Annotated in this window: 23 protein-coding genes and 1 tRNA gene; 14 read left to right on the top strand and 10 right to left on the bottom strand. The window is 67.5% G+C overall.

Annotated features, from left to right (window positions below; all coding sequences use genetic code 11):
• Nucleotides 1-308 precede the first annotated feature (308 nt).
• Nucleotides 309-1538, top strand: a complete 1230-nt coding sequence (locus E1293_RS04910) for an alpha/beta hydrolase (RefSeq protein WP_165978076.1) — start codon at nt 309-311, stop codon at nt 1536-1538.
• Nucleotides 1539-1590: 52 nt separating this feature from the next.
• Here the strand turns inward: E1293_RS04910 and E1293_RS04905 are convergent, their stop codons facing one another.
• Complete coding sequence (locus E1293_RS04905) at nt 1591-2250, bottom strand: TetR/AcrR family transcriptional regulator (RefSeq protein WP_132194247.1); 660 nt, start codon at nt 2248-2250, stop codon at nt 1591-1593.
• Between the two features lie 230 nt (nt 2251-2480).
• Here E1293_RS04905 and E1293_RS04900 point away from each other — a divergent pair, with 230 nt between their 5' ends.
• Nucleotides 2481-3167, top strand: coding sequence for a Crp/Fnr family transcriptional regulator (locus tag E1293_RS04900; RefSeq protein ID WP_067483689.1), 687 nt, complete (start codon nt 2481-2483; stop codon nt 3165-3167).
• A 69-nt stretch (nt 3168-3236) separates the two neighbouring features.
• On the opposite strand, the gene E1293_RS04895 is transcribed toward E1293_RS04900, so the two are convergent.
• Genes E1293_RS04895 through E1293_RS04875 form a run of 5 tightly spaced genes read right to left on the bottom strand, consistent with a single transcriptional unit; the run spans nt 3237 to nt 6165 of the window.
• Complete coding sequence (locus E1293_RS04895) at nt 3237-4151, bottom strand: MBL fold metallo-hydrolase (RefSeq protein WP_243716023.1); 915 nt, start codon at nt 4149-4151, stop codon at nt 3237-3239.
• Between the two features lie 3 nt (nt 4152-4154).
• Nucleotides 4155-5009 (bottom strand): NUDIX hydrolase, encoded by an 855-nt coding sequence (locus E1293_RS04890; RefSeq protein WP_132194245.1) that lies wholly within the window; start codon nt 5007-5009, stop codon nt 4155-4157.
• A 48-nt stretch (nt 5010-5057) separates the two neighbouring features.
• The gene (locus E1293_RS04885) at nt 5058-5519 is read right to left on the bottom strand and encodes a RidA family protein (RefSeq protein ID WP_132194243.1); all 462 of its coding nucleotides are present in this window, start codon (nt 5517-5519) and stop codon (nt 5058-5060) included.
• Between the two features lie 28 nt (nt 5520-5547).
• Complete coding sequence (gene sp36 / locus E1293_RS04880) at nt 5548-5706, bottom strand: Sp36 family protein (RefSeq protein ID WP_021591512.1); 159 nt, start codon at nt 5704-5706, stop codon at nt 5548-5550.
• Between the two features lie 45 nt (nt 5707-5751).
• Nucleotides 5752-6165 carry a winged helix-turn-helix transcriptional regulator gene (locus E1293_RS04875; RefSeq protein ID WP_132194241.1) on the bottom strand — a complete coding sequence of 138 codons (414 nt, stop codon included), beginning with the start codon at nt 6163-6165 and terminating at the stop codon, nt 5752-5754.
• Nucleotides 6166-6277: 112 nt separating this feature from the next.
• Here E1293_RS04875 and E1293_RS04870 point away from each other — a divergent pair, with 112 nt between their 5' ends.
• On the top strand, nt 6278-7225 hold the full coding sequence (locus E1293_RS04870; RefSeq protein WP_132194239.1) for an NADP-dependent oxidoreductase: 948 nt from the start codon (nt 6278-6280) through the stop codon (nt 7223-7225).
• A 245-nt stretch (nt 7226-7470) separates the two neighbouring features.
• Here the strand turns inward: E1293_RS04870 and E1293_RS04865 are convergent, their stop codons facing one another.
• Nucleotides 7471-8511: a slipin family protein gene (locus tag E1293_RS04865; RefSeq protein WP_132194237.1), complete on the bottom strand. Its 1041-nt coding sequence runs from the start codon at nt 8509-8511 to the stop codon at nt 7471-7473.
• A gap of 238 nt (nt 8512-8749) precedes the next feature.
• Here E1293_RS04865 and bagA point away from each other — a divergent pair, with 238 nt between their 5' ends.
• Nucleotides 8750-9607, top strand: a complete 858-nt coding sequence (gene bagA, locus E1293_RS04860) for an ATPase BagA (RefSeq protein ID WP_243716022.1) — start codon at nt 8750-8752, stop codon at nt 9605-9607.
• 118 nt (nt 9608-9725) lie between these two features.
• Nucleotides 9726-10871: an ATPase BagB gene (gene bagB / locus E1293_RS04855; RefSeq protein ID WP_132194233.1), complete on the top strand. Its 1146-nt coding sequence runs from the start codon at nt 9726-9728 to the stop codon at nt 10869-10871.
• Between the two features lie 18 nt (nt 10872-10889).
• Here bagB and E1293_RS04850 read toward each other — a convergent pair whose 3' ends face one another.
• Nucleotides 10890-11516: a TetR/AcrR family transcriptional regulator gene (locus E1293_RS04850; protein WP_132194231.1), complete on the bottom strand. Its 627-nt coding sequence runs from the start codon at nt 11514-11516 to the stop codon at nt 10890-10892.
• 73 nt (nt 11517-11589) lie between these two features.
• On the opposite strand from E1293_RS04850, the gene E1293_RS04845 reads away from it, so the two are divergent.
• Complete coding sequence (locus E1293_RS04845) at nt 11590-12285, top strand: carboxymuconolactone decarboxylase family protein (protein WP_132194229.1); 696 nt, start codon at nt 11590-11592, stop codon at nt 12283-12285.
• 398 nt (nt 12286-12683) lie between these two features.
• Here the strand turns inward: E1293_RS04845 and E1293_RS04840 are convergent, their stop codons facing one another.
• Entirely contained in the window at nt 12684-13004 is a 321-nt protein-coding gene (locus E1293_RS04840; protein WP_132194227.1) for a WhiB family transcriptional regulator, read from the bottom strand.
• 335 nt (nt 13005-13339) lie between these two features.
• On the opposite strand from E1293_RS04840, the gene E1293_RS04835 reads away from it, so the two are divergent.
• A complete protein-coding gene (locus E1293_RS04835; RefSeq protein ID WP_132194225.1) occupies nt 13340-15634 on the top strand; it encodes a penicillin-binding protein in 2295 nt (764 codons plus the stop codon).
• Between the two features lie 33 nt (nt 15635-15667).
• Here E1293_RS04835 and E1293_RS04830 read toward each other — a convergent pair whose 3' ends face one another.
• On the bottom strand, nt 15668-16120 hold the full coding sequence (locus E1293_RS04830; RefSeq protein ID WP_207938668.1) for a GatB/YqeY domain-containing protein: 453 nt from the start codon (nt 16118-16120) through the stop codon (nt 15668-15670).
• 94 nt (nt 16121-16214) lie between these two features.
• Here E1293_RS04830 and E1293_RS04825 point away from each other — a divergent pair, with 94 nt between their 5' ends.
• The 7 genes from E1293_RS04825 (at nt 16215) to E1293_RS04795 (ending at nt 22817) form a co-directional block, all read left to right on the top strand.
• Entirely contained in the window at nt 16215-17114 is a 900-nt protein-coding gene (locus tag E1293_RS04825; protein WP_132194221.1) for a metallophosphoesterase, read from the top strand.
• On the top strand, nt 17111-17698 hold the full coding sequence (locus E1293_RS04820; RefSeq protein ID WP_165978075.1) for a class I SAM-dependent methyltransferase: 588 nt from the start codon (nt 17111-17113) through the stop codon (nt 17696-17698). Before E1293_RS04825 ends, E1293_RS04820 begins: the two co-directional genes overlap by 4 nt.
• A 75-nt stretch (nt 17699-17773) precedes the next feature.
• A tRNA-Pro gene (locus E1293_RS04815) sits at nt 17774-17847 on the top strand.
• Between the two features lie 317 nt (nt 17848-18164).
• Nucleotides 18165-19427: a helix-turn-helix transcriptional regulator gene (locus E1293_RS04810; protein WP_132194217.1), complete on the top strand. Its 1263-nt coding sequence runs from the start codon at nt 18165-18167 to the stop codon at nt 19425-19427.
• Between the two features lie 301 nt (nt 19428-19728).
• On the top strand, nt 19729-20187 hold the full coding sequence (locus E1293_RS04805) for a glycine-rich domain-containing protein (protein WP_243716021.1): 459 nt from the start codon (nt 19729-19731) through the stop codon (nt 20185-20187).
• A gap of 202 nt (nt 20188-20389) precedes the next feature.
• Nucleotides 20390-22012: a DUF262 domain-containing protein gene (locus E1293_RS04800; protein WP_165978074.1), complete on the top strand. Its 1623-nt coding sequence runs from the start codon at nt 20390-20392 to the stop codon at nt 22010-22012.
• Nucleotides 21999-22817, top strand: coding sequence for a PIN-like domain-containing protein (locus tag E1293_RS04795; protein WP_132194213.1), 819 nt, complete (start codon nt 21999-22001; stop codon nt 22815-22817). Before E1293_RS04800 ends, E1293_RS04795 begins: the two co-directional genes overlap by 14 nt.
• The last annotated feature ends 84 nt before the right edge of the window (nt 22818-22901 follow it).

Here is a 22901-nt window from a genome sequence, read left to right as displayed (position 1 = left end):
AGCACACACCGCTCGTCCCACATCTGAACCCCACCCCGATAGCGCACAACGCTCGTCACACATCCGCCAGCCTCAGTGGCTGGTCCCACTTCACTTGCGCCACCCCCGCTAGCCCAACCTCAGGCGCAGAGCCTGCGATGTCGTCGGCATGCATGGCTCTGTCCTCGGTGTACTGGGAGGTCCTTTCGATGCGTTCCCGAGCACTGGCAATCACACTGACTCTGGTCACGACCTCGGCGGGGCTTTTCGGGCCCGCGCACGCTGGCGAACAGGCGGTTCGCTTCGGGGATTCGGGTGGCATCCACGTGGTGAAGGTGCGGCGTATCGACGAACGCCAGTACGCGGTCCGCGTCAGCACCGCCGCGCTGGGGCGGGCCGTGGACGTCCGCATTCTGCTGCCGACGGGGTATCAGCGGCAGGCGGCGGCGCGTTATCCCGTGCTCTACCTGTTCCACGGGACGTCCGGACGCGCGTCCGACTGGGTCGAGAAGGGCGACGCCGTCAAGACGACCGCGGGGCGGCCGCTCATCACCGTCATGCCGGACGCGGGGTTCGACGGCAACGGCGGCGGCTGGTTCACGGACTGGTTCGACCCGCACACCGCACTGGGGCCGTCCAAGTGGGAGACGTTCCACGTCGCACAGCTGATCCCCTGGGTCGACCGCAACCTGCGCACGGTCGCGCGCCGGGAGGGCAGGGCCATCGCGGGGCTGTCGCAGTCCGGGTTCGGCGCGATGAGCTACGCGGCCCGGCATCCGGCCATGTTCGTCTCCGCCGCGTCGATGTCCGGCGCGCCGGACATCGCCTACGACCCGGTCGTGTCGGTCGGGGCGACGGGCGTGGTGTCCTTCATCGCGGCCTTCGAGGACGGAGTGAGCCCGGACGCGATCTTCGGGCCCCGGCTCACGAACGAGATCAACTGGCGCGGGCACGACCCGGCGACCCTCGCGTCCAACCTGCGCGGGATGCGGCTGTCGCTCTTCACCGCGACCGGCATCCCCGGGCCGCTCGACCCGCCCGTCCCCGATCCGGCGGCGATCGGCATCGAGGCGCTGACGCACGCGTCGACGGTCAGCTTCCACCGGCGGCTCACCGAGCTGAAGATCCCGAGCCGTTACGACGACTACGTGTTCGGGACGCACATCTGGCCGTACTGGGTCCGTGACCTGCGGCAGTACATGGGCCCGCTGATGCGGGCGTTCGCGGAGCCGCCGCGTCCGCCGGCGAAGATCTCCTACCGGTCGATCGACCGGTCCTGGTCGCAGTGGGGCTGGACGGTGTCGCTCAAGCGCCCCAAGACCCAGCAGTTCGGCGGGCTGTCCAACGCGTCCAGGGCGGGCTTCACGCTGCGCGCCGCCGGAACCGCGACCATCACGACCCCCGCGTCCTACCGTCCAGGCGCACGCATCAATATCCTCGTAACACGAGGAAATTCACACCGGACCATCCGCACGACCGCCGCACCATCCGGACGACTCACGCTCACGCTCCCACCCACGCCCGACGTCGCCACTACGCGCGTACGTATCACCAACTGACCCACGCACCCGACACGCGCGCAACTGACCCCGCATGACCGAGCCCGGTTGGTCAGGTGGCCGGAGGGTGAGGGTTGAGGACGCCTGAGGCGAGCAGGAGGCGTACGTGGTCGATCACCGGTGGGCCGACGGCGCGCAGGGCGTCCATGTCGCCCACCGCCACGGCCGGCGTCACCATCGTGCTCACCGCCGACACCACGATCTGGCACGCGAACCGGGCCGTCTGCCCGGTCACGCCCATGAGGCCCGCAAGGCCCTCCGCGATGACCTGCTGCATCTCCGACCGCCGCCGAATGGCCTCCGGACCGGCGGCGTACACCTCAACGAGGAACAGCCGCGCGTAACCCGGTGCGGACGCCAGCGTCTCCAAGTACGCGGTGAAGGCGCGCTCGAAACGCTCCGCCGGGTCGCCACCGGTGGCGCTCTCCGCGGTGTCCTGCAAGTGGAGGCGGAGGAATTCGCCCGCCTGGTCGAAAGCGGCCATGAAGCAGTCGAGCTTGGACGAGAACAAGCCGTAGAAGCTTTGCCGCGACACCCGGGCCCGTTTCAGGACGTCCTCCACGGACGTCCCGACATAGCCGTTCTCCGCCATGGCGTCCGCCATCGCCCCGCAGAGGCGGTCGCGGTGCACCCGCTCGACCTCCGAGCGGGACAGCGCGTGGCGTCCCCGGGGAAGCCGGCGCGGTGTGGGGCGGGGCCCGGAGGTCTGCATCCGCTCAGGCTAAGGCACGGCGTGTACCCCGCCTGGCGCGTCCGCTAACTGGTGATGAGACCGGTGTGATGGCATTCACCCGATGGTCCGTACACTGGGCGAACGGGACCGGGGCCGCCCCGCGGGACGGAGAAAGGCCGGTCCCCGTTTCGGCGCGCCGTGACCCTGCCTTCACGCACGCGGTGGGACGTACGTCACACTAGGCATGTAGGTGTTCGAGGAGGAGAAGCGTGACCGATCGCGACGTGGACGTTCTGAGCAGAGCCCCGCTCTTCGAGGCCCTCGACGAGCAGGGCGCCAAGGCGCTGCGCGCCAACGTGACCGAGGTGCGGCTCGCCCGCGGCCAGACGCTGTTCAACGAGGGCGAGACCGGAGACCGGCTGTACGTCGTTCTCGAAGGCAAGATCAAGCTGACCCGGACGGCGCCGGACGGCCGGGAGAACCTGCTGAGTGTGCTCGGCCCGTCCGAGATGTTCGGCGAGCTGTCCCTGTTCGACCCGCGTCCCCGCACCGCGAGCGCCATCGCGGTCACCGAGTGCCGCCTGGCCGGGCTCGGTCACGACGACCTGCGGCCCTGGCTCACCGGCCACCCCGAGGTCGCCGTCCAGCTGCTCCGCGCCCTCGCGCAGCGGCTCCGCAAGACCAACGACGTCATGGCCGACCTGGTGTTCACCGACGTGCCCGGCCGTGTCGCCAAGGCGCTCCTCGACCTCGCCGAGCGGTTCGGCCAGCCGTCCGAGGCCGGCCTCCACGTCCACCACGACCTCACCCAGGAGGAACTGGCGCAGCTCGTCGGCGCCTCCCGCGAGACCGTCAACAAGGCCCTCGCCGACTTCGCCCAGCGCAACTGGCTGCGCATAGAGGCCCGCGCCGTCGTCATCCTCGACATCGAACGCCTCCGCAAGCGCTCCAAGTAACCCGCCCCGACACGCTCCACGCAACGACGCGTGGACTCCGCTCACGGTCGACGCATGCAGCGGCGGGCGTCAGCGCTCGTTCAGGTAGTCGAGCTGGGATTGGACGGACCACTGGGCCGCGGGCCAGAGGGACTTGTCGACGTCGGCGTAGACGCGTTCGACGACCTCGCGGGCCGTGCTCGCGCCTGCGGCTACGGCGGCCTCTACCTGGGCCAGGCGTTCGCGACGGTGGTCGATGTAGTAGTCGAGGACGGTGAGCGGGTCGTCCAGCTTGGGGCCGTGCCCAGGGAGGATGGTCGCGGCCTCCACATCGGCGGAGAATCTGCGGAGCCGGTCGAGGGAGCTCAGGTAGTCGCCCAGCTTGCCCTCCAGAACGGTCGTCCCGTACCCGAGGACGGTGTCCCCCGTGAGGACGGCGCCGTCCGCCGGAAGCCAGAACGTGAGCGAGTCGTCGCTGTGGCCCGGCGTCTCCATGATCCGGAGCTCCAGGCCGCCGGTCGTGACGACGTCCCCTTCGGAGAGGCCCTCGTCGCCGAGCCGGTGCCTGGGGTCGAGCGCCCGCACCTTGACGGAGCCGCCGGCGAGCTTCGCGAACTTCCCGGCGCCGGCGGAGTGGTCGGGGTGGCCGTGGGTCAGCAGGACGAGCCCGACCCGGCGCCCCTGGGCCTCGACCGTGTCCAGGACGCGCCGCAGGTGCTTGCCGTCCTTCGGCCCGGGGTCGACGACGACGGCCTGGTCGGATCCGGGCTCGGCGATGATCCAGGTGTTGGTGCCGTCCAGGGTCATGGCGGACGGGTTCGCCGCGAGCACGCAGGTCGCCCGTTCGGTACCCATCCCGTCGATCTCCGTCATGTCCCCCATCCTCCCCGACGCCCGATCCGGGTGCCGGACCGGGTTCCAGCCGAGGCGCTCCATGTGCCGCAGCGCTGACGTGCCCGCCAGCCGCCACATGACGGCCTGCGCGAACGGCGTCCGGCGGCTCACCGGTCAGCCCTGCGGGTAGTGCTGCGCGACGTTCTCGGGCAGGACGAGGTAGGCGTCGCCGTCGATGATCTCCGCGACCGGCTCCTGGACGACGACCTCGCGCGGCGCGGCCAGCACGTCCGCCACCGTGTCGTACTCGGCCAGCTCGGCGAGCGTCGCGATGGTCGGCGGCAGCATCATCCACTCGCCGTTCGCGGCGCGCTCGGCCGCCTCCGCCGGACGCACCCACGCGACCTGGTCAGCCTCGGTGCTGACGTCCCGCGCCCGCTGCCCGCGCGGCATCGCGGCGACGAAGAAGCGGGTGTCGTAGCGCTTCGGCTCGATCTTCGGGGTGATCCAGTGCGCCCACGGCCGCAGCAGGTCGGCGCGCAGGACGAGCCCGCGCCGGTCGAGGAAGCCGCCGAACGACTGGGAACGGTCCAGGAGCGCCTGCCGGTCGGCCTCCCAGTCGTCGCCCCGCGTGTCGTCCACGACCGTCCCGCCCGTCGGGCCGGCGAGCAGGACGAGCGTCTCCTCGAACGTCTCCCTGACCGCCGCGCAGACCAGCTCGCGGGCCAGCGTCTCGTCCGCCTTGAACGCGGCGCCCCACTCGGCGGGGGACGGGCCGGACCACGCCAGCGCCGCCTCCCCGTCGCGCGGGTCGACCGAGCCGCCCGGGAACACGTAGGCGCCGGGCGCGAACGCCATCGACCGCACGCGGCGCAGCATGAACGCCTGCAGCCCGTGCTCGTCGTGGTCGCGCAGCACGACGACCGTCGCCGCGTGCTTCGCGGGAACGGGCTCGGCGCGGCCGTCCCGGATGGCCTCGACCTGCTCCAGGAACGACGCCGGCAGCTTGAGCCCGTTGGTGATCCTCATGGCGGCCCATTCGGACATACCGAATGGCGTTCCGTCAAGCCCGGAGTCTCACCCCACCTCGGCGATCAACTCCACCTCGACCGGCACGTCGAGCGGCAGCACGGCGACGCCCACGGCGCTGCGCGCGTGCCTGCCCGCGTCGCCGAACACCTCGGCCAGCAGGTCGCTCGCCCCGTTGATCACCTGCGGCTGGCCGTGGAAGTCCGGCGCACTGGCGACGAACCCGACGACCTTCACGATCCGGACGACCCGCGACAGCTCGCCGACCTCCGCCTTCAGCGCCGCCACGCAGTTCAGCGCGCAGATCCGGGCCTGCTTCGCGGCCTCCTCGGCGCTGATCTCGGCACCGACCTTCCCGGTGGCGCCCAGCTCGCCCTTGACCAGCGGAACCTGCCCGGAGGTGTAGACGAGCGACCCAGTCCGGGCCGTGGGGACGTACGACGCGACCGGCGGGACGACCTCCGGCAACTCGATGCCCAGCTCCCGGATCCGCTCTTCGGGCGTGCTCATGGCTCCTCCTCGTTGAGGCTCTGCTCGGTTACGACTGGACTTCGCGCTTGAAGTAAGCCACGAGGTTCTCCGGGTTCGGCCCCGGCAGGACGGTGACGAGCTCCCACCCGTCCTGGCCCCAGTTATCGAGGATCTGCTTGGTCGCGTGCACCAGCAGCGGAACGGTCGCGTACTCCCACTTCTTCATGGCCCTCACCCTAGCGACGGGGTGACCCGGCCACGCAGCGACCGGTCACCCTGAGGCAAGGTGGCGACCGTCGTCGTAGTTCTTACGCGCTGCATCGATCTCGTCCATGTGGCGATCCGCCCACTCCTGCATGGACGTGATGAGCGGCACGATCCGTTCGCCCAGCAGCGTCAGCGTGTACTCGACCTGGACCGGCACGGCCGGAGTCACCGTCCGCGTCACGAAACCATCCCGCTCCAGGGAACGCAGCGTCTGCGTAAGCATTTTCGCGCTCACCCCAGGGAGGGCGTTGCTGACCTCTGCGTATCGGCGTGCCCCGTGGGCCAGGTCCATGAGAACCATCGTGCTCCACTTGTTGCCGATGATGCCCATGAGCTGATGTGTCGGACACGCGTCCATGTAGGCGTCGAACGCCGCCTTCTCCCGCTCACGACGCTGCGCCGCCGTCATCGTGACCATGCTGCGGGCTCACCTCCGGGTTGGGAACGCACTCCCGAGTAACCTCTTCCGGCCCTCCGCTGTTCCGACCACTGTGGATCCTCCCAGCCCCGCTTTGATCAGGAGCTTCGGAATGCACGCGATCATCGTGAAGGAACCCGGCGGACCTGACGTCCTGGAGTCCGCGGACGTCCCCTCGCCCGTCCCAGGCCCCGGGCAAGTGCGGATCCGGGTGGCGGCCGCGGCGGTCAACCCGGTCGATGCCGCGACCCGCTCGGGCGCGCTGGCCGACGCGGGCCTCATGCCGCCGTTCGGCTCCCGCCCGGCGGTCGGCATCGGCTGGGACGTCGCCGGCACCGTGGACGAGGTCGGGCCGGGCGTGACCCGGGTCGCGGCCGGCGACGAGGTCATCGGCTTGAAGGACCGGCTCGACGTCCCTCTCGGCGCCTACGCGGAGGTCATCGTCCTGGACGCGGACGCCGTCGCCCCCGCGCCGCGCTCGGTCTCGGCGATCGAGGCGGCAACGCTTCCGCTGAACGGCTTGACCGCCCTCCAGGCCCTTGACCTTCTCGGCCTTCCGTCTGGGGCCACGCTCCTGGTCACGGGCGCCGCGGGCGCGGTCGGCGGCTACGCGGTCGAACTCGCCGCACACCGCGGGCTCCGGGTCGTCGCCACGGCTTCCGCGTCGGACGAGTCCCTGGTGCGGGACTTGGGCGCGGAGATGTTCGTCCCGCGCGGGGTGCACCTGGGGGACGCCGTCCGCGCCCTTGTACCAGGTGGCGTGGAAGGCGCCCTGGATGCGGCGTTGCTCTCTGTGGCGGCGCTGGACGCCGTCCGGAACACCGGAACGTTCGTGGCGGTCAGCGGCGGCCCGTCCACCCCGGTCCCGCTGCGCGGCATCACCGTCCACAACGTGTGGATACGCGCCGACGCCACGCAACTCGCCCAACTGACCGCCCTCGTGGACGAAAACCACCTCACACCCCGCGTAGCCGACACTCTCCCTCTGCACGAGGCCCCAAAGGCCCACGCCCGCCTAGAGGGAGAGGCACTACGAGGCCGCCTCGTCCTAATCCCGTAGGCCGGACGTTACCGGGCCCCTATTCGGCACGGAGCATGACGCGTTTCAGGAGATCCGTCCGCCACCTGACCATGCCCAAGCCCGAACCAGCGGCGCTCAACCGCGAGGACCCTGCACACCAGTACTGACCGTCCCGTTCGCCGCATCCCGTCCTCGCCGAACTGATGGCGACGCGGCGCGGGCCGTCCCCCTGGGTCAGGGGACGGCCCGTGCCGGAGGTGGTGCTTTCAGCGGGGTGGCCGGTTCTACTGCGGCCGGCCGTCGCCTGCCCCGGGAGTTTCGCTGCTCGTGATGCCGCGCTGCTCTTCGTCCTGCGGCGCGGACACCTGCTTTCCCCCCTGCGGCTTGGGCTCGTCCAGTCCGATGACCGGCGGGACCTCCTCGGCCGGCCCGAGCGTCGACGTCTGCTCGGCCGCCTTGGCCAGCTCCTGCTCGGCCTTGGCGAGACGCTCGGCGAGACCGGGCTTGCCGTCACCGCCGTCGCCGCCGTCCTGGCCGGAGCCGCCCGCGACCTTGTCGAAGAAGCGCAGGATCTCGACCGGCAGCGGCATGACCAGCGTGCTGTTCTTCTCGGCGGACACCTCGACGACCGTTTGCAGCAGGCGCAACTGCAGGGCCGCCGGGTCCTGCGACATGATCTCCGCGGCCGCGGCGAGCCGCTTGGACGCCTGGAACTCGCCGTCCGCGGTGATGATGCGGGCGCGGCGCTCCCGCTCCGCCTCGGCCTGCCGGGCCATCGACCGCTTCATGCCCTCGGGCAGCGACACGTCCTTGATCTCGACCCGCTCGATCAGGATGCCCCACGGCCCCTCGGTGATCTCATCGATGATCGCCCGCAGCCGCACGTTGATCTTCTCGCGCTCGCTGAGCAGCTCCTGCATGTCGGCCTGCCCGATGACCGACCGCAGGGACGTCTGCGCCACCTGGGAGATCGCGTTTCCGTAGTTGTACACGTTGACGATCGCCTTCACCGGATCGACCACCCGGAAGTAGACGACGGCGTCGACGCGGACGCTCACGTTGTCCTGGGTGATGCCGTCCTGCGCGGGCACCCCCATGGTGATCGTCTGCTGGCTGACCTTCTGCATGCGCTCGATGATCGGCATGATCACCGTCAGGCCCGGCTGGCGGACGGCGCTGGGACGGAGCTGCCCGCCCCGCTGCACCTGGCCGAACCGGAACACGATCCCGTGCTCGAACTGCTGCACGATGCGGATCGACGACGACAGTACGATCAGTCCGCCGACGACGATGATGAGCAAGATGACAAGGGCCACCGCTTCCATCACGGCCACCTCTCTCGCGTGGACGGCCGGACCCTGGGAGCCTGCCCCCGGAGCCCCGGCGGGCTTCTGAACCCGTACGATTCAGACGGAACCGCTCACGGAACGGTTCACGTTTCCCAGCTAACCGCGCGGGCACGCCCGATGACAACGTCCGGGCGGCGGAACCGTGTCAGGGATCACTTGCATGACGGCGGCCGCCCTCTCAAGTGTTTGCCGAGTGAACGATATGGTCGATCGGGTGAGCGCGAGAGACACCGACTGGGACGGCGTACGCCTCCATGTGGTCACCGGGAAGGGCGGCACGGGCAAGACGACCGTCGCGGCCGCCCTCGCCCTTGCCCTGGCCGCAGGGGGCCGCAAGGTCCTGCTCGTCGAGGTCGAGGGGCGCCAGGGCATCGCCCAGCTCTTCGACTGCCCGCCCCTCCCGTACGAGGAGCGCCGCGTCGCCGTCGCCCCGGACGGCGGGGACGTCTACGCGCTCGCCATCGACACCGAAGAGGCGCTCATCGAGTACCTCGAGATGTTCTACAGCCTCAAGCGCGCCGGGAAGGCGATGACCAAGCTCGGCATCGTCGACTTCGTCACCACCATCGCCCCCGGCCTGCGCGACGTCATCCTCACCGGCAAGACGTCCGAGTCGGTGCGCCGCCGCAAGAAGAACGGCTCGTTCATCTACGACGCCGTCGTGATGGACGCCCCGCCCACCGGCCGCATCACGAAGTTCCTGAACGTCAACGACGAGGTGTCCGGCCTCGCCAAGGTGGGGCCCGTCCGCAACCATGCCGACACCGTGATGAAGGTCGTGCGCAGCCCCGAGACCGCGGTGCACTTCGTCACGCTTCTTGAGGAGATGCCCGTCCAGGAGACGATGGACGGCATCCGCGACCTCACCGAGGTCGGGCTCCCCATCGGCGGCGTCATCGTCAACATGGAGCACCAGCCCGTCCTCACCGAGGACGACCTGGCCGCGGCCGGCGCCGGCACCCTGGACACCGACGAGATCGTCCGCGGCGTGAAGGCCGCCGGCCTGGAGCACGACGCCGAGTCGATCGCCGCCGTCCTCGCCGCCGCCCTCCGCGCCCAGGGCGCCGCATGACCGCCCGCACTCGTCCCGGACGGCGCGGTGTGTCCTGGATCGCCCTGACCGGCCCGCACGCACGTCGACCCGTGGAGCGCACCCGCGAGGGCGGGGAGCGAATGGCAGAGGTGAGCCGATGAGCCCGAGCACCAAGAACCCGCCGAACCTGGACGTCGACGGGCTGCTCGACGACCCGCGCACGAAGATCATCGTTTGCTGCGGGTCGGGCGGCGTCGGCAAGACGACCACGGCCGCGGCGCTCGGTGTCCGCGCCGCCGAGCGGGGCCGGGACGTCGTCGTCCTCACCGTCGACCCGGCGCGCCGGCTCGCCCAGTCGATGGGCCTGTCCGAGCTGGACAACAGCCCCCGCAAGATCGAGGTCGACGGCGACGGCGAGCTGCACGCCATGATGCTCGACATGAAGCGGACCTTCGACGAGATCGTCGAGGCGCACGCCGACCCGGACCGGGCGAAGCAGATCCTCGCCAACCCCTTCTACCAGTCGCTCTCCTCGTCGCTGTCCGGCACGCAGGAGTACATGGCCATGGAGAAGCTCGGGCAGCTGCACCGCTCCGGCGCCTGGGACCTGATCATCGTCGACACCCCGCCGTCCCGGAACGCGCTGGACTTCCTGGACGCGCCCGAGCGGATGGGCCGCTTCCTCGACGGCCGCTTCATGAAGATCCTCGCGGCCCCGGCCAAGACCGGCGGCCGCCTCGGCGTCAAGGTGATCAGCGCGGGGTTCGGCATGTTCACCGGCGTCATCAACAAGGTCCTCGGCGTCCAGCTGCTGCGGGACGTGCAGACGTTCGTCGCCGCGTTCGACACGATGTTCGGCGGGTTCCGCGAGCGCGCCGAGAAGACGTTCAGGCTCCTCCAGACGCCGGGCACCGCGTTCCTCGTCGTCGCCGCCCCCGAGCCTGACGCGCTCCGCGAGGCGTCCTACTTCGTCGAGCGCCTCGCCGAGGAGCGCATGCCGCTCGCCGGCCTCGTCGTCAACCGCGTCCACGAGTCCGCCGCCGACACGCTGTCGGCCGCCCGCAGCCAGGCCGCCGCCGAGACGCTGGAGGAACGCGGCGAGCACACGCTGACCGCCGCCCTGCTCCGCATGCACACCGACCGCATGCAACTGGCCGCCCGCGAGGAACGCCTCCGCGACCACTTCGCGTCCACGCACCCGACCGTCCCGGCGACGGCGGTCCCCGCCCAGGCCGAGGACGTCCACGACCTGGACGGCCTACGCCAGGTGGGCCAAGACCTGGCCGCCCCCACCGCCGCCTGACGCCACTCGGCGTCCCGGTTACGGCGTTGCAGGCCGGACGCCGACGAGCTTGGCAAGGAAGCGTTCGACCTGCTCCTCAAGCGGCGGCCACGGGAGACCGGGCTGGTTGACGCGCATTGACACGGCCCCATGGACGGCTGCTCGCAGGTCCAGGGAGACCGTCGCGGCGTCGTCGGCAGGAGCGAGGCCGGCGTCCATGCAGCGCTGGACCGCGGCGGTGGTCCCCCTACCGAGTTCCTGCTTGAACGACATGGCCATCCGCTGGTTGAGGGTGCTCTCATGGAGCACCTTGTAGAGCCCCGGGCGCTGTCGAACCCATGCCGCGAGCGTCAGGACGCGGGCGCGCAATCGCGCCACCGGGTCGTCGAAACCCGCCTCCGCCTGGTCGACGGCACCCACCATGTCACCGTGAAAACGCTCCAGGGCCGCGAGCACCAAGGCGTCCCGGTCTGCGAAGTGGATGTAGACGGAGGTCGCGGCGATGCCGACCTCTCGTGCCACCGCGCGCAGGGACAGCGCCTGGTCGTCGGCGAGCTCGTCGAGCATCCGCAGAGCGGCGGAGAGGACGTCCTCGCGCAGCCGTTCGCCCTGGCCTCGCGGGTTGCGGCCCCGAGCACCGCCCCGGGACGAGGAGGTCACGCCCATGGCCCGTCATTGTAGTCGGATTCCCGTTAGGCTACAGTCGTAGCCCTACAGCTGTTCACTCACGGAGGGCATCATGGACGTTCCATCCGAGACCCAGATGACGGCGCTGGACCCGGTCTTCGCGGAGATGGCCGCGGCCACCGACGGCGAGCTCTGGGAGGGGACACCGGAGCTGACGACGCGGGAGAAGGCCCTGCTGTGCGTCGTCGCCGACGTCTGCCAGCAGACCCTCGGACTGCCGTTCGAACGCCATGCGGCGATGGCGCTGGAGAACGGCGTGACGGGCGATGACCTGCGGGAGCTGCTCCGCTTCATCTCCTACGACAGCGGCTACCCGGCCGCACTGGAGGCACTGGTCCGCCTCATCGCGCTGGAGCGGGAACGGGGCGCGGCCGGACCCGTGGGAGAGGGCCATCAGGTGAACGCCGACGGCTCGGGCAGCCCGATCCCCGCGCCCACCCGCGACGCCGTGCGCGACCTCGACGCCCCCTTCGCCGACTACATGGACCTGCAGTCGCGCATGCGCGCCGGAATGCAGCGGCTGAGCGTCCGCGAGCGCGCGTTCGCCACGATGACGGTCGACGTGCTCTACCAGACGCTGGACGAGAGCTTCCGCATCCACGTGACGCGCGCCCTCAGCGCCGGCGCGACACTGGACGATGTGCGCGCCGTCGTCCGCTTCTCCGCCCGGTTCGGCATGACCAAGGCGTGGCGCGGCCTCAGCGTCCTCAACCTGCTCCTCGCCGAGACCGGACCCGCCTCCGCCTGACCTCACCTTGGAACATGGTCTTGAGCTGCGGAAATACGGTCACCGGAACCTGATCGCGGAGAAGCCGCACCCACGGTTCCGACATTCCCCCGCAGACCGTTCGACCTGCGAATGTGCGATCGGCCGAGACGAATCGAGGCAGCGCCGGACGAGTTCCCTGCGGTACGCCCCTGGTTGATCAGCCGCGCTCCGGCCGACGCACCGGCCGGCGATCAACCGGCGCGTGGAAGGCGGTGGTCCGGGTCGGGCAACCGCGCCGCGCGGGGCGAGCAGCCGGGGGCGGGCGTGACGTGACCGCAGGCCCGTACCAGAAAGTCGGTACGGGCCTGCGGGCACGCTCTTATTGGACTATGCCGTCTTCGGACCTTTGCCGGACGGGCCGCGCGGGCCCGGCGACGTCAGCTGGCGACGAGCTCTTCCTCGTCGACCTCGTCGACCTCGACCGACCGCTCGTACTCTTCCTTCGCGGTCTCCAGCAGATCGCGCCACGATTGCACGTCCGGTCGCCGCCGCAGTAGTGCGCGGCGCTCACGCTCGGTCATACCGCCCCAGACACCGAACTCGATCCGGTTGTCGAGGGCATCGGCGAGACACTCCGTGCGCACCGGGCAACCGCGGCAGATCATCTTGGCTCGGTTCTGCGCCGCACCCTGCACGAACAAGGCGTCCGGATCCGCGTTACGGCAGGCGGCGCGGGCGGTCCAATCCGTGATCCACATCTTGGCCCCACTCCCCTAGGGTCTGTGTCGATTTGCGCTCCTTGGCCGGACGGGCGCGGACGTCAGGCCGCCAAACGAAAGCCGTGGGGAAGAACTTACGGAAGCGAGGGACGTTTCAACAGCCCCCGTTGGGCCCATTCTCGATATAGCCCACCGGGGCCATACCGCCGGAACGGACTAGTTACCTGTAGTTGACGCGCCAGACACGGCGCAGGTTGCCATCATGAGGGCATAACGGACGAACGTCCCGATCAACGGGGCCCGGAAAGCCGGGGGACCGGGGGACCGGGGGACCTGTCCCGAATGCACTGCTCGTCCCGCGTACCCTATACCTCGTGCGCGTTGCGAAAACGGATCGAGTCAAGGCCGCATCCACCCTGTTCAAGCTGCTGGGAGCCGGGGTGGTGGCGGGCCTCATCGTCGCCCTCATCGCGCTGCCCGGGGTAGGCAGCGCCGGCATGACCGCTCGCGACGCCGCGAACAACTTCGACGACATGGACAGCCAGCTCAAGACGACACCGCCGTCCGAGAAGACGGTGATGTACGACGGGAGCGGCAAGCAGGTCGCCACGTTCTTCGACAAGTACCGCGAGTCCGTCCGGCTGGACCAGGTCGCCCCCATCATGCGGACGGCGATGGTCGACATCGAGGACTCGCGCTTCTACGAGCACGGCGCGCTCGACCTCAAGGGGACCATCCGCGCACTGGCGTCCAACGTCGAGTCCGAGCAGACGCAGGGCGGCTCCACGCTCACCCAGCAGTACGTCAAGAACCTCCTGGTCGACAGCGCCAAGACGGACGCGGAATACCGCGAGGCCACCGCGCCCACCGTCGGACGCAAGCTCCGCGAGCTCCGCTACGCGCTCGACATCGAGCAGCGCCTGTCCAAGGACCAGATCCTTGAGGGCTACATGAACGTCGCCTACTTCAGTGCCGGCGCGTACGGCGTCCAGGCAGCGTCCAAGCGGTACTTCAGCGTTCCGGCGTCCAAACTGAACCTCGGCCAGGCCGCGCTACTGGCGGGCATCACGCAGAACCCCACCGCCTACGACCCCATCCGCAACCCCAAGGACGCGCGTAAGCGGCGCGACGTCGTCCTCTACCGGATGGCGCAGCTGGGCCACATCAGCAAGGCCAAGGCGGACGAAGAGGCGGCCAAGCCGATCCAGCTGAACCGCACCGATCCGGTGGGCGGCTGCGAGTCCAGCAAGGCGCCGTACTTCTGCGAGTACGTGAAGTACGACATGCTCAACATCCTGTCGGACGGCAAGTACTGGCAGCTCAAGCCGAAGCAGCAGCAGGACGTCGTCAACAAGCTGAACCGGGGCGGCTACACCATCCGCACCACGCTCGACATGGCCGACCAGAACGCCGTCGACAAGGCCCTGCGCGGGACCGTCGCCCCCGGCGGCAACCGCGTCGGCGCGGAGGCGATGGTCGAGCCCGGCACCGGCAAGGTCCGGGCCATCGGGCTGAGCAAGCGGTTCGGCCCCGGGAAGGGCCGGACGACGATCAACCTGCCCGCCGACTCCCACCACGGCGGCGGCAACGGCGTCTCGGCCGGCTCGACGTTCAAGGTCTTCACCCTCGCCGCCGCCCTCAACCAGGGCATCCCGGTCAGCACGACCATCAACTCGCCGCAGACGACCACGGTCGGCGGGTTCCAGCCGTGCCGCTACACCGGGATGTACCAGGGCAAGAAGGTCGAGGGCTCGATGCTCGGCGGCGGCTCCTGGACGCTGTCGAACGCGGGCGACAGCGAAGCGGGCAACTTCGACCTGAAGACCGGCACCTGGCACTCGGTCAACACGTTCTACGCCCACCTGGAGAAGCGCGTCGGCGTCTGCAACGCCGTCAAGATGGCCGAGAAGTTCGGGATGACGCAGGGCAACGGCAACCCGCTGCTGCCGATCCCGTCCCAGGTCCTCGGCGTCAACGACATCGACATGGTGCACCTCGCCGCCGCCTACGCCGGCTTCGCCGCCCGCGGCAAGTACTGCGCCCCCATCTCGGTGACCGAGGTCGTCGACCCCGAGGGCAAGAAGCTCGACCTGCCCAAGCAGGACTGCCACCAGGCCGTCGACCAGGACGTCGCCGACAAGGTGAACTCGATCCTGCAGGGCGTCCTGACCAAGGGCACGGCCGCCGGACGCGGCCTCGGGCGTCCCGCCGCCGGCAAGACCGGAACCTGTGAAGAGTTCACCTGCGCCGTGTTCGCCGGGTTCACCCCGAACCTCGCCGCCGCCACCTCCTACTGGGACTTCCGCGGCCCCTGGCAGTACAAGGTGTACGGCGTCTACGGCGCGGGCATCCCCGGCGGCATGTGGCAGCAGTCCATGCGGAACGCGCTGTCCGGCAAGCCCGCGCCCGGCTTCCAGACCCCGACCCGCGACTTCGGCGACACCACCCGCGTCCCGCAGGTGAAGGGCGAGAAGTTCGCCGCCGCCAAGGCCAAGCTCGAAGGCGCCGACCTGAAGGTGCAGGTCGCGTCCGGGAGCGTGGAATCCGACCAGCCGAAGGGGACGGTGGTGTCCAGCTCCCCGGACGCGGGCACCGAGGTCCCACCCGGCAGCACGGTGATCGTCTACGTCAGCGCGGGCAAGAAGCGCGGCCACGGCCGGGGACACTGAGGCCGCGCCCCACCCTCACTCCGCGAGCCGGCGCTACTCCGCGAGCTGGCGCTTCACCTCGGCCGCAACGCGTCCGCCCTCGGCGCGCCCGGCGACCTTGGGATTCACCGACTTCATGACCTGCCCCATCGCGCGCGGCCCCGCCGCACCCGTCTCGGCGATCGCGTCCGCGACCAGCGCGGTCAGCTCCTCGTCGGCCAGCTGCGCGGGCAGGTAGTCCTCCAGGACCTCGCCCTCGTCCCGCTCCGCCTGCGCCTGCGCCTCCCGCCCCGCGTCACCGAACGCCGTCGCCGCCTCCCGGCGCTTCTTCGCCTCCCGCGCGAGCACCTTGACGATGTCGTCGTCGGACAGCTCACGCGACCGCTTGCCGGCGACCTCCTCGTTCTTCACCGCCGTCAGCGCCATGCGCAGCGTGCGCGTGCGCAGCTCGTCCCGCGCCTTCATCGCGGTCGAAAGGTCGGTCTCCAGCTTCTCCTTCAGGGTCATGAACAACATCATGCCCGTCCGCGACCATCTGCCTCATCAGGATTACCGCGGGGTGCCCATGTCTGAAAGCATGTACCCCTGAGAAGGGAGAGCCGTGCGAAAGATCTACGCCGTGCCCCTGGGGCTCCTGGGCGCGGGCGCCGCGACCTTCGGGTACGCCTCGGTCATCGAGCGGAACTGGTTCCGGCTCCGCCGCTTCGACGTGCCCGTCCTCGCGCCCGGCCGTCCCCCCGTGAAGATCTTGCACCTCTCCGACGCGCACCTGACGCCCGGCCGTTCGCGCCTGATCCACTGGGTCCGCGCCCTGGACGCCCTGGAGCCCGACCTGGTCGTCAACACCGGCGACACCCTCTCGCACCGCGACGCGATCGGCCCCTTCCTGGACGCCCTCGGCCCCCTCCTCGACCGTCCCGGCGTCTTCGTCTACGGGTCCAACGACCTGTACGCGCCCGTCTTCAAGAACCCCCTCCGCTACATCTGGCGGACGAGCAAGTCCGACTACGATCGGCGCCGCCGCGAGCCCGACCTCCCGTACCGCGAGCTCGGCTCGTCCCTCCAGGCCGCCGGCTGGCTCGACCTCAACAACCGCATCGGACGCCTCAAGGTGGGCGAACTCGACGTCGAGTTCGGCGGCATCGACGACTCCCACATCAACCGCGACCGCTACGACAAGATCGCCGGCCCGGTCGACCCGCAGGCCGACGTCCACCTCGGCGTCATGCACTCCCCGGAACCGCGCAACCTCGACCGCTTCACCGCCGACGGCTACGACCTCCTCCTCGCCGGCCACACCCACGGCGGCCAGGTCTGCGTCCCCTTCTACGGCGCCCTCGCCACCAACTGCGGCATCGACCGCCCCCGTGTGAAGGGCCTCCACAAGCACCGCGGCTCGTTTTTGCACGTCTCCGCCGGCCTGGGCACGTCCCCGAAGGCCCCCATACGCTTCTGCTGCCCACCCGAGGCATCGCTGCTGACCCTCGTCCCCCGCCGGTGAACTGGAAGACCGCCCCCTTCACCGCCGCGCTCTACGACTACGCAGTCCAGAACCGCATCCTCTCCCGCGTGGGAGCCCGCGTCCTCTGGGGTTACGACATAGACCACCTCCGGGACGCCATAGCCGCCCAAGACACCTCGGCCCTGACCCTCGACATCCCCTGCGGCGGCGGCATAGCGGTAGACGACAACCCCCGCCACATAGCCGCCGACATCTCCCCAACCATGCTCAAACGAGCCCGCCGCAGAACGAAATCCCTCCTACAAACAGACATCTACGCCCTCCCCTTCGGCGACGCCACCTTCGACGCCTGCCTCACGTACAACGGCCTCCACTGCCTGGACGACCCAGCCACCGCGATCCGCGAACTGACCCGAGTCCTACGCCCAGGCGGCACCCTCACCGGCACAACAATCACCCGAGGCTCCGGCCGCGACCCCCTGATAACCCTCCTCCAACACCAAGGCAGCTTCGGCACCCCAGGCACGGTGACCGACCTCCACACCTGGCTGGAGACGGCCGACCTAACAGACATAACCCTCACGCCCTCCGGCGCCGTGACCGCCTTCACAGCCCGTAAATAGGGACGCAGCACCCCTTGGCATCCGCTAAGGTGGACAAGGCGCCGGGAGAACGTACGACTCCCGGGCAGCCACCACCGGGGTGTAGCGCAGCTTGGCAGCGCGCTTCGTTCGGGACGAAGAGGTCGTGGGTTCAAATCCCGCCACCCCGACACATAACGCCAGGTCAGAGGCCGGTTCTCCACACAGGAGACCGGCCTCAAGATCTTTTGTCCGCGATTCGTCCGCGAACGTTTCCTCCACCCACGGACACGGTCCGTCCCTCGCCAGCACCGAGCGGACTTGCTCCTCCGCCCACATGTTCAGATCCACGGCCCCGTCCGCCCGCGTCCAAGCGCCTCAAACGGACATAGCTCCGCGCCATCCGACGGTCCCCCAGAGACCCAACGTGGCCGCCACGCACACCAGTGCCCAGCGACCTGCTTGGGCATAACTCCCACGGGGTCGTTCCTCGGACCACGGGGTCGCCATGAGCAAGAACCTCGGCACGCTCGTTCGATCTGCCCGCGTAGCCCACGGCTGGACGCAGCGCGACCTCGCCGACCACCTCCACTGCTCCCGCTCCACCGTCTCTCGCCTGGAGACCGGCGCACAACCCTTGGGCGACATCGCCACCCTCCGCCGCCTCGCCAAAGTCCTACAGATCTCCCCGACGGCGCTGGGGATCACCGCTACGGTGACGGTTCAGCCACTCGCGGAGGACGATGTGCGGCGCCGTCAACTCTTGACCAACCTCGCCGTAACCGCTGCCGCCGCCAGTCCTCCAGCCCGCGCCATCGCTTCTGCAGCCGCGGACGCGCAAGGAAGGCCGAAGGACCTCCTCGTTACCCGAGTCCGCAGCGCCATGCTGACTACCGGCTCCGCAACGGCGCCAATCCCGCCCACCCCGCTCCGTGCCACGCTCGCATCCGCAATCCGTGCCTACGACAACTGCGAGTACACCAAACTCGCCACCGCCCTCCCGCAGTTGATCACCAATGCTCACGCCACATGCAGCACCACTGACACCGTCCTGGCCGAGACCTACACATTGGTCACACGCCTCATGATCAAGCTGGACGACCAACTCGGATGGGTCGCAGCAGATCGAGCCCGCTCCCTAGCTACAGCGTGCGGCGATCCCCTCGTAGCCGGCGAAGCGGCCCGCAACCTGGCTGTCTTGGCGCGCCGCGCCGGCTGGCACTCCGAGGCCGAGCAGATCGCGATAGGCATGGCCGAGGACGACATGCTCCAAGGCCGCGACTCCGCTCGCACGGCCGAGCGCGGCCTTCTCGTCATGTCGGCCGCCTACACAGCAGCGCATGCCGCCGACCACTCCGGCATGCGGCAGCTAACCGAGCAAGCCGCAGCGCTCGCCGCCCACCTCGGCGGTAAGGTCCTCCTCCGCGACCACGGCAGCGGCTTCAGCCCAACAGCGGTTCAACTCCACCGGATCTCGGCCGAGTATGCCGCCGGAGACCCCGCCGCAGCCATTGCAGCAGCCCGCAAGATCCCTCCACGCGCTCTCCCTACGGTGGAGCGCCGAGCTCGCTACTTCACAGACGTAGCCCGTGCATACGGGATGTGGGGCCGTCGCGATCAATGCCTGCAAGCGCTCCTGCACGCCGAACGCGCCGCGCCGCAAGAGACGCACTCCCGTCCCGCCGTCCGCGGCCTGGTCACCGGACTCTTAACCTCAGGCCAGACGTCCCCAGACTTACGCGGGCTAGCTGCCCGCTGCGGAATCCGCTAACACCCAACCACCCAACGTAAGCCCCACAGCCAGCGCAAAGTAGAGCACGTGCAAGAGACGCACACCCTGTCCGCCGCCTGTACACAAGCCTCCTCAAACCGCACCGTTCAGCCGACCTGGAGCTAAGGCCGCACGAGACGGCCAAGGTCAACCGGCTGAAGGAGGCCAGCATGACCAGCACCACCGTCCAGGAAGTCCATCCGACGACAGCACGACCAGAGACCCCAGATCCTTCGTCGACCCGCAGGTATGGGAACGGCAGATCGCCCTCCTCGTCCGCGACCACCCCTTCGACACCGTGATGGCTGGACGCCTCTTCGGCCAGGCCGTGGCCTACCTCATCACCGCCATGGAGAAGTGGGGCGAGAAGCTCGAGATCGGCTGCGGTCCGCTGGTCGACATCGCCGTCCACGGCTTCATCCTCGACACCCGCAACTACCGCGAGTTCTGCGACCGGCACTTCGGCCGCTTCCTGAAGCACATACCCGCCATCGACTTCAGGCACGACGGCCCCGTCGAGCGGACGGCCCACAGCATCGAAGCCACCGGGTCGCGATCGACTGGCCGCTCTGGGAGACCGTCTTCGCCAAGTTCGCACCTTGCTCCCCCGGTGGCAACAGCCACGGACCCGTACCATCGAGGGGTCGGCGCCAGCCCCTCTCCCACTCCTGATGACGTGAACCACACGACTCCGCCACGCTCGACATGCTCCCGCAACTTACTCAACGTCACAGATCTGACGACACGAGACACGCCGTAAGCCCCCTCGGCAGATCGTTAAATCTATGCCACAAGAGCGACACAGGAACACGACCAACACTGGACATGCGCACATGTCAAGACCATGGCATAGTAGGTTACTCGACCGAGCCTCAATGAGGGCAGACGCAACCTCTCAACAAATTGCTAATTCTAGGTATCAAAAATAACATCAGGGCCGAGAAGACAGAAAGTGGATTCATGTGAGCGCACCACTAAATGCTTCTGCTACGACCGTAGGATCACTTCTTTCCAGCTACACTTTTACTATTCCGGAATATCAACGGGAATATGCATGGCAATCGACCGAGGTTGCTGAATTTTGGAACGACCTGTCTCAAGCCCGTGGCAAAGGTCCATACTTTCTTGGATTGATAGTCCTTACAGGCGAGGGTAAACCAAAACAGGTCGTTGACGGTCAGCAGCGACTACTCACCATCACGCTACTCGCAGCAGCTTTGCGAAGCGCTGCTATTACGGTGGGCCGCAAGGCGCTTGCAGAGCAGCTCCATTCAACCATGCTTCGATCCATGGATTACACCACCGATAAAATACTCCCCCGTGTCACGCTCACGGATCCTAGAGCCGACCAGACTCTGCAGTCGATTATTGACCACGGCGATATCGACGCGCGAACGCTGGCAACTAAGGGATCCTCCTCTGAACGCTTGTGGGAGGCGTACCAATACATTAGAAAGTCATTGCCAAGTGGCAACGGAAAAGAAGCGTTTCGGGACTTGGGCACCTGGGCGGAGTTCATTAATGACGAGCTTTACGTAGCAGTTTTCGAGCATCCGGATGAGGCCGCAGCATATAGCGTATTCGAAGTAGTTAACACCCGAGGGCGGCAGCTAACTACTGCGGACCTACTAAAGAACTACGTCCTACGCAAGACGCCCACAGAGGCTCGAGAGTCGCGGTACGACCAGTGGTATCGCATGGCTGAACAGTTCGAAGTGTCGGGCAGCCAAAACTTTGTCGGGTTCATCCGACACGTGGTCAATCTTACAGCAGGCTACATCTTGCCAAAAGACCTATACAACTACATATCAAGAAGGGGAGGATTTGAGGATGTAGCTCCAATTTCGGTCGACGAGCTCATGAAACAACTCCAAATCCAAATTCCCCTCTATTTGCAGCTTATAGACCCAACCCTGGATGGGCCGGCGGATCAGGATGCATTGGGCGCATTCGCAGCACTGAACGAGCTGGGCGTCACCGCAGTCAGGCCCTTGCTTCTCGCCATGAGCTCAACCGATGATGCAACGTCGGGAATGCTCGAAGTGCTCAAACTCATAGTGAAGAGGGTGGTCGTTGGAAACCTCGGTGCAGGCAGCGTGGAGCGAAAGTTCGCAGATGCAGCCCGTATAGTACATGAGACTGGGTCTTGCCAGCAGGGACTTATCGCACTGCAAGATATGAATCATTCCCGTGAAGACTTCGTCGAACAGCTTAGTCATCGCAGCTACAACAAAGGTGTCCTCACCTTTATTCGGCGCTCCATAGTCTGCAGCACTATGACACCCGTCCCAGCGGGAACCCTGCAGCACCTGCGGCCGCGTCAAGCTGCTAGTCAGGACTGGCCCGGCTTCGGCGACGACGATGTGGCCTATTGGGGTTCGACACTTGGTAATACCATCCTAGTCGACCTCGACAGGCGTCCTCGCGGAGCGAGCACATGGACCGGAGTTCAACAACATCTCATCCCGCGGGCAATAGGTGGCGAAATAGACGAGAAGCTAAGCAATCTTAAAGTGTGGACTCCGGAGGCAGTAGAAATTGTAGGAAACGAACTCGCAATGGAGGCCGCGAATGTCTGGTATTGATACCCCGCATGCAGCTTCCCTTGATCGCCTCGAAGCTGTGCTAAATCGGCAATCTCCAGTGGATGCCATCGCCGCGCTCACACAAGCAGTCCAGAAGGCTCCAAAGCCATCTGTATCTCTAAACGAAGTCGCCCTTGGGTTTGACGCTAGCGTATTTCTACGACTAGCGACCGAGAAGCGCAGTGTCGAAATATTGGACTATCTAATACAACACGCCGCGCCACTCGTTATACCTGGCCAGGCGATCCAGGAGTTCTGGAACAACCAACTGAACGTCGTAGACACTGTAGGTACCACCTTAAGGAAACGCTTCGACTCCCTTGCAGTAGAAGCGAAGAAGATAGACTCGCGATTTGGCGACTTCGAAGATGAAGTACTAAAAATGCTGGAACGATTTCAACGGCAATTTGGGTATATCTACGACGAAAATGTCGGGGATAGCGTCACCAGGATGCTTGAAATCCTTCAAAGCAAATCATGTTGCAGTTTTGTGCCACGAGATCGTTTTATCTGCGCAGCACAGATCAGAAATAGCACCAGGACGCCGCCGGGATTTAAGGATGCTGGTGACGGTGACTTTTATGTGTGGGCCGATTTTCTCTTTGGCTTGCTAGTACATGAATCCGAGCCAGGTGGCCAAAACTTTAAACAGGTGGTTCTACTGACCAATGACCGCAAGGCCGATTGGAGTACTCACGGCATGCCGCATCCAATCCTTACTGCGGAGGTTCGCACTCTTTTTGATGTTCCCTTTGATGTTTGGGATCTGGAGAAGTTCGGTTCTGAAGTGCGAAAATCCCTATGATTCCTACAGAAATGAAGCCGACGAAACTCTTGAGCCTCAGGCTGCTGTGATTAGAAGACCGTCTCATGACGTCGGGCTAAAATA

The sequence above is a fragment of the Actinomadura darangshiensis genome, assembly GCF_004349235.1.
GTDB classification, from domain to species: Bacteria; Actinomycetota; Actinomycetes; order Streptosporangiales; family Streptosporangiaceae; genus Spirillospora; species Spirillospora darangshiensis.
This window is presented reverse-complemented; position numbering and strand designations above follow the sequence as displayed.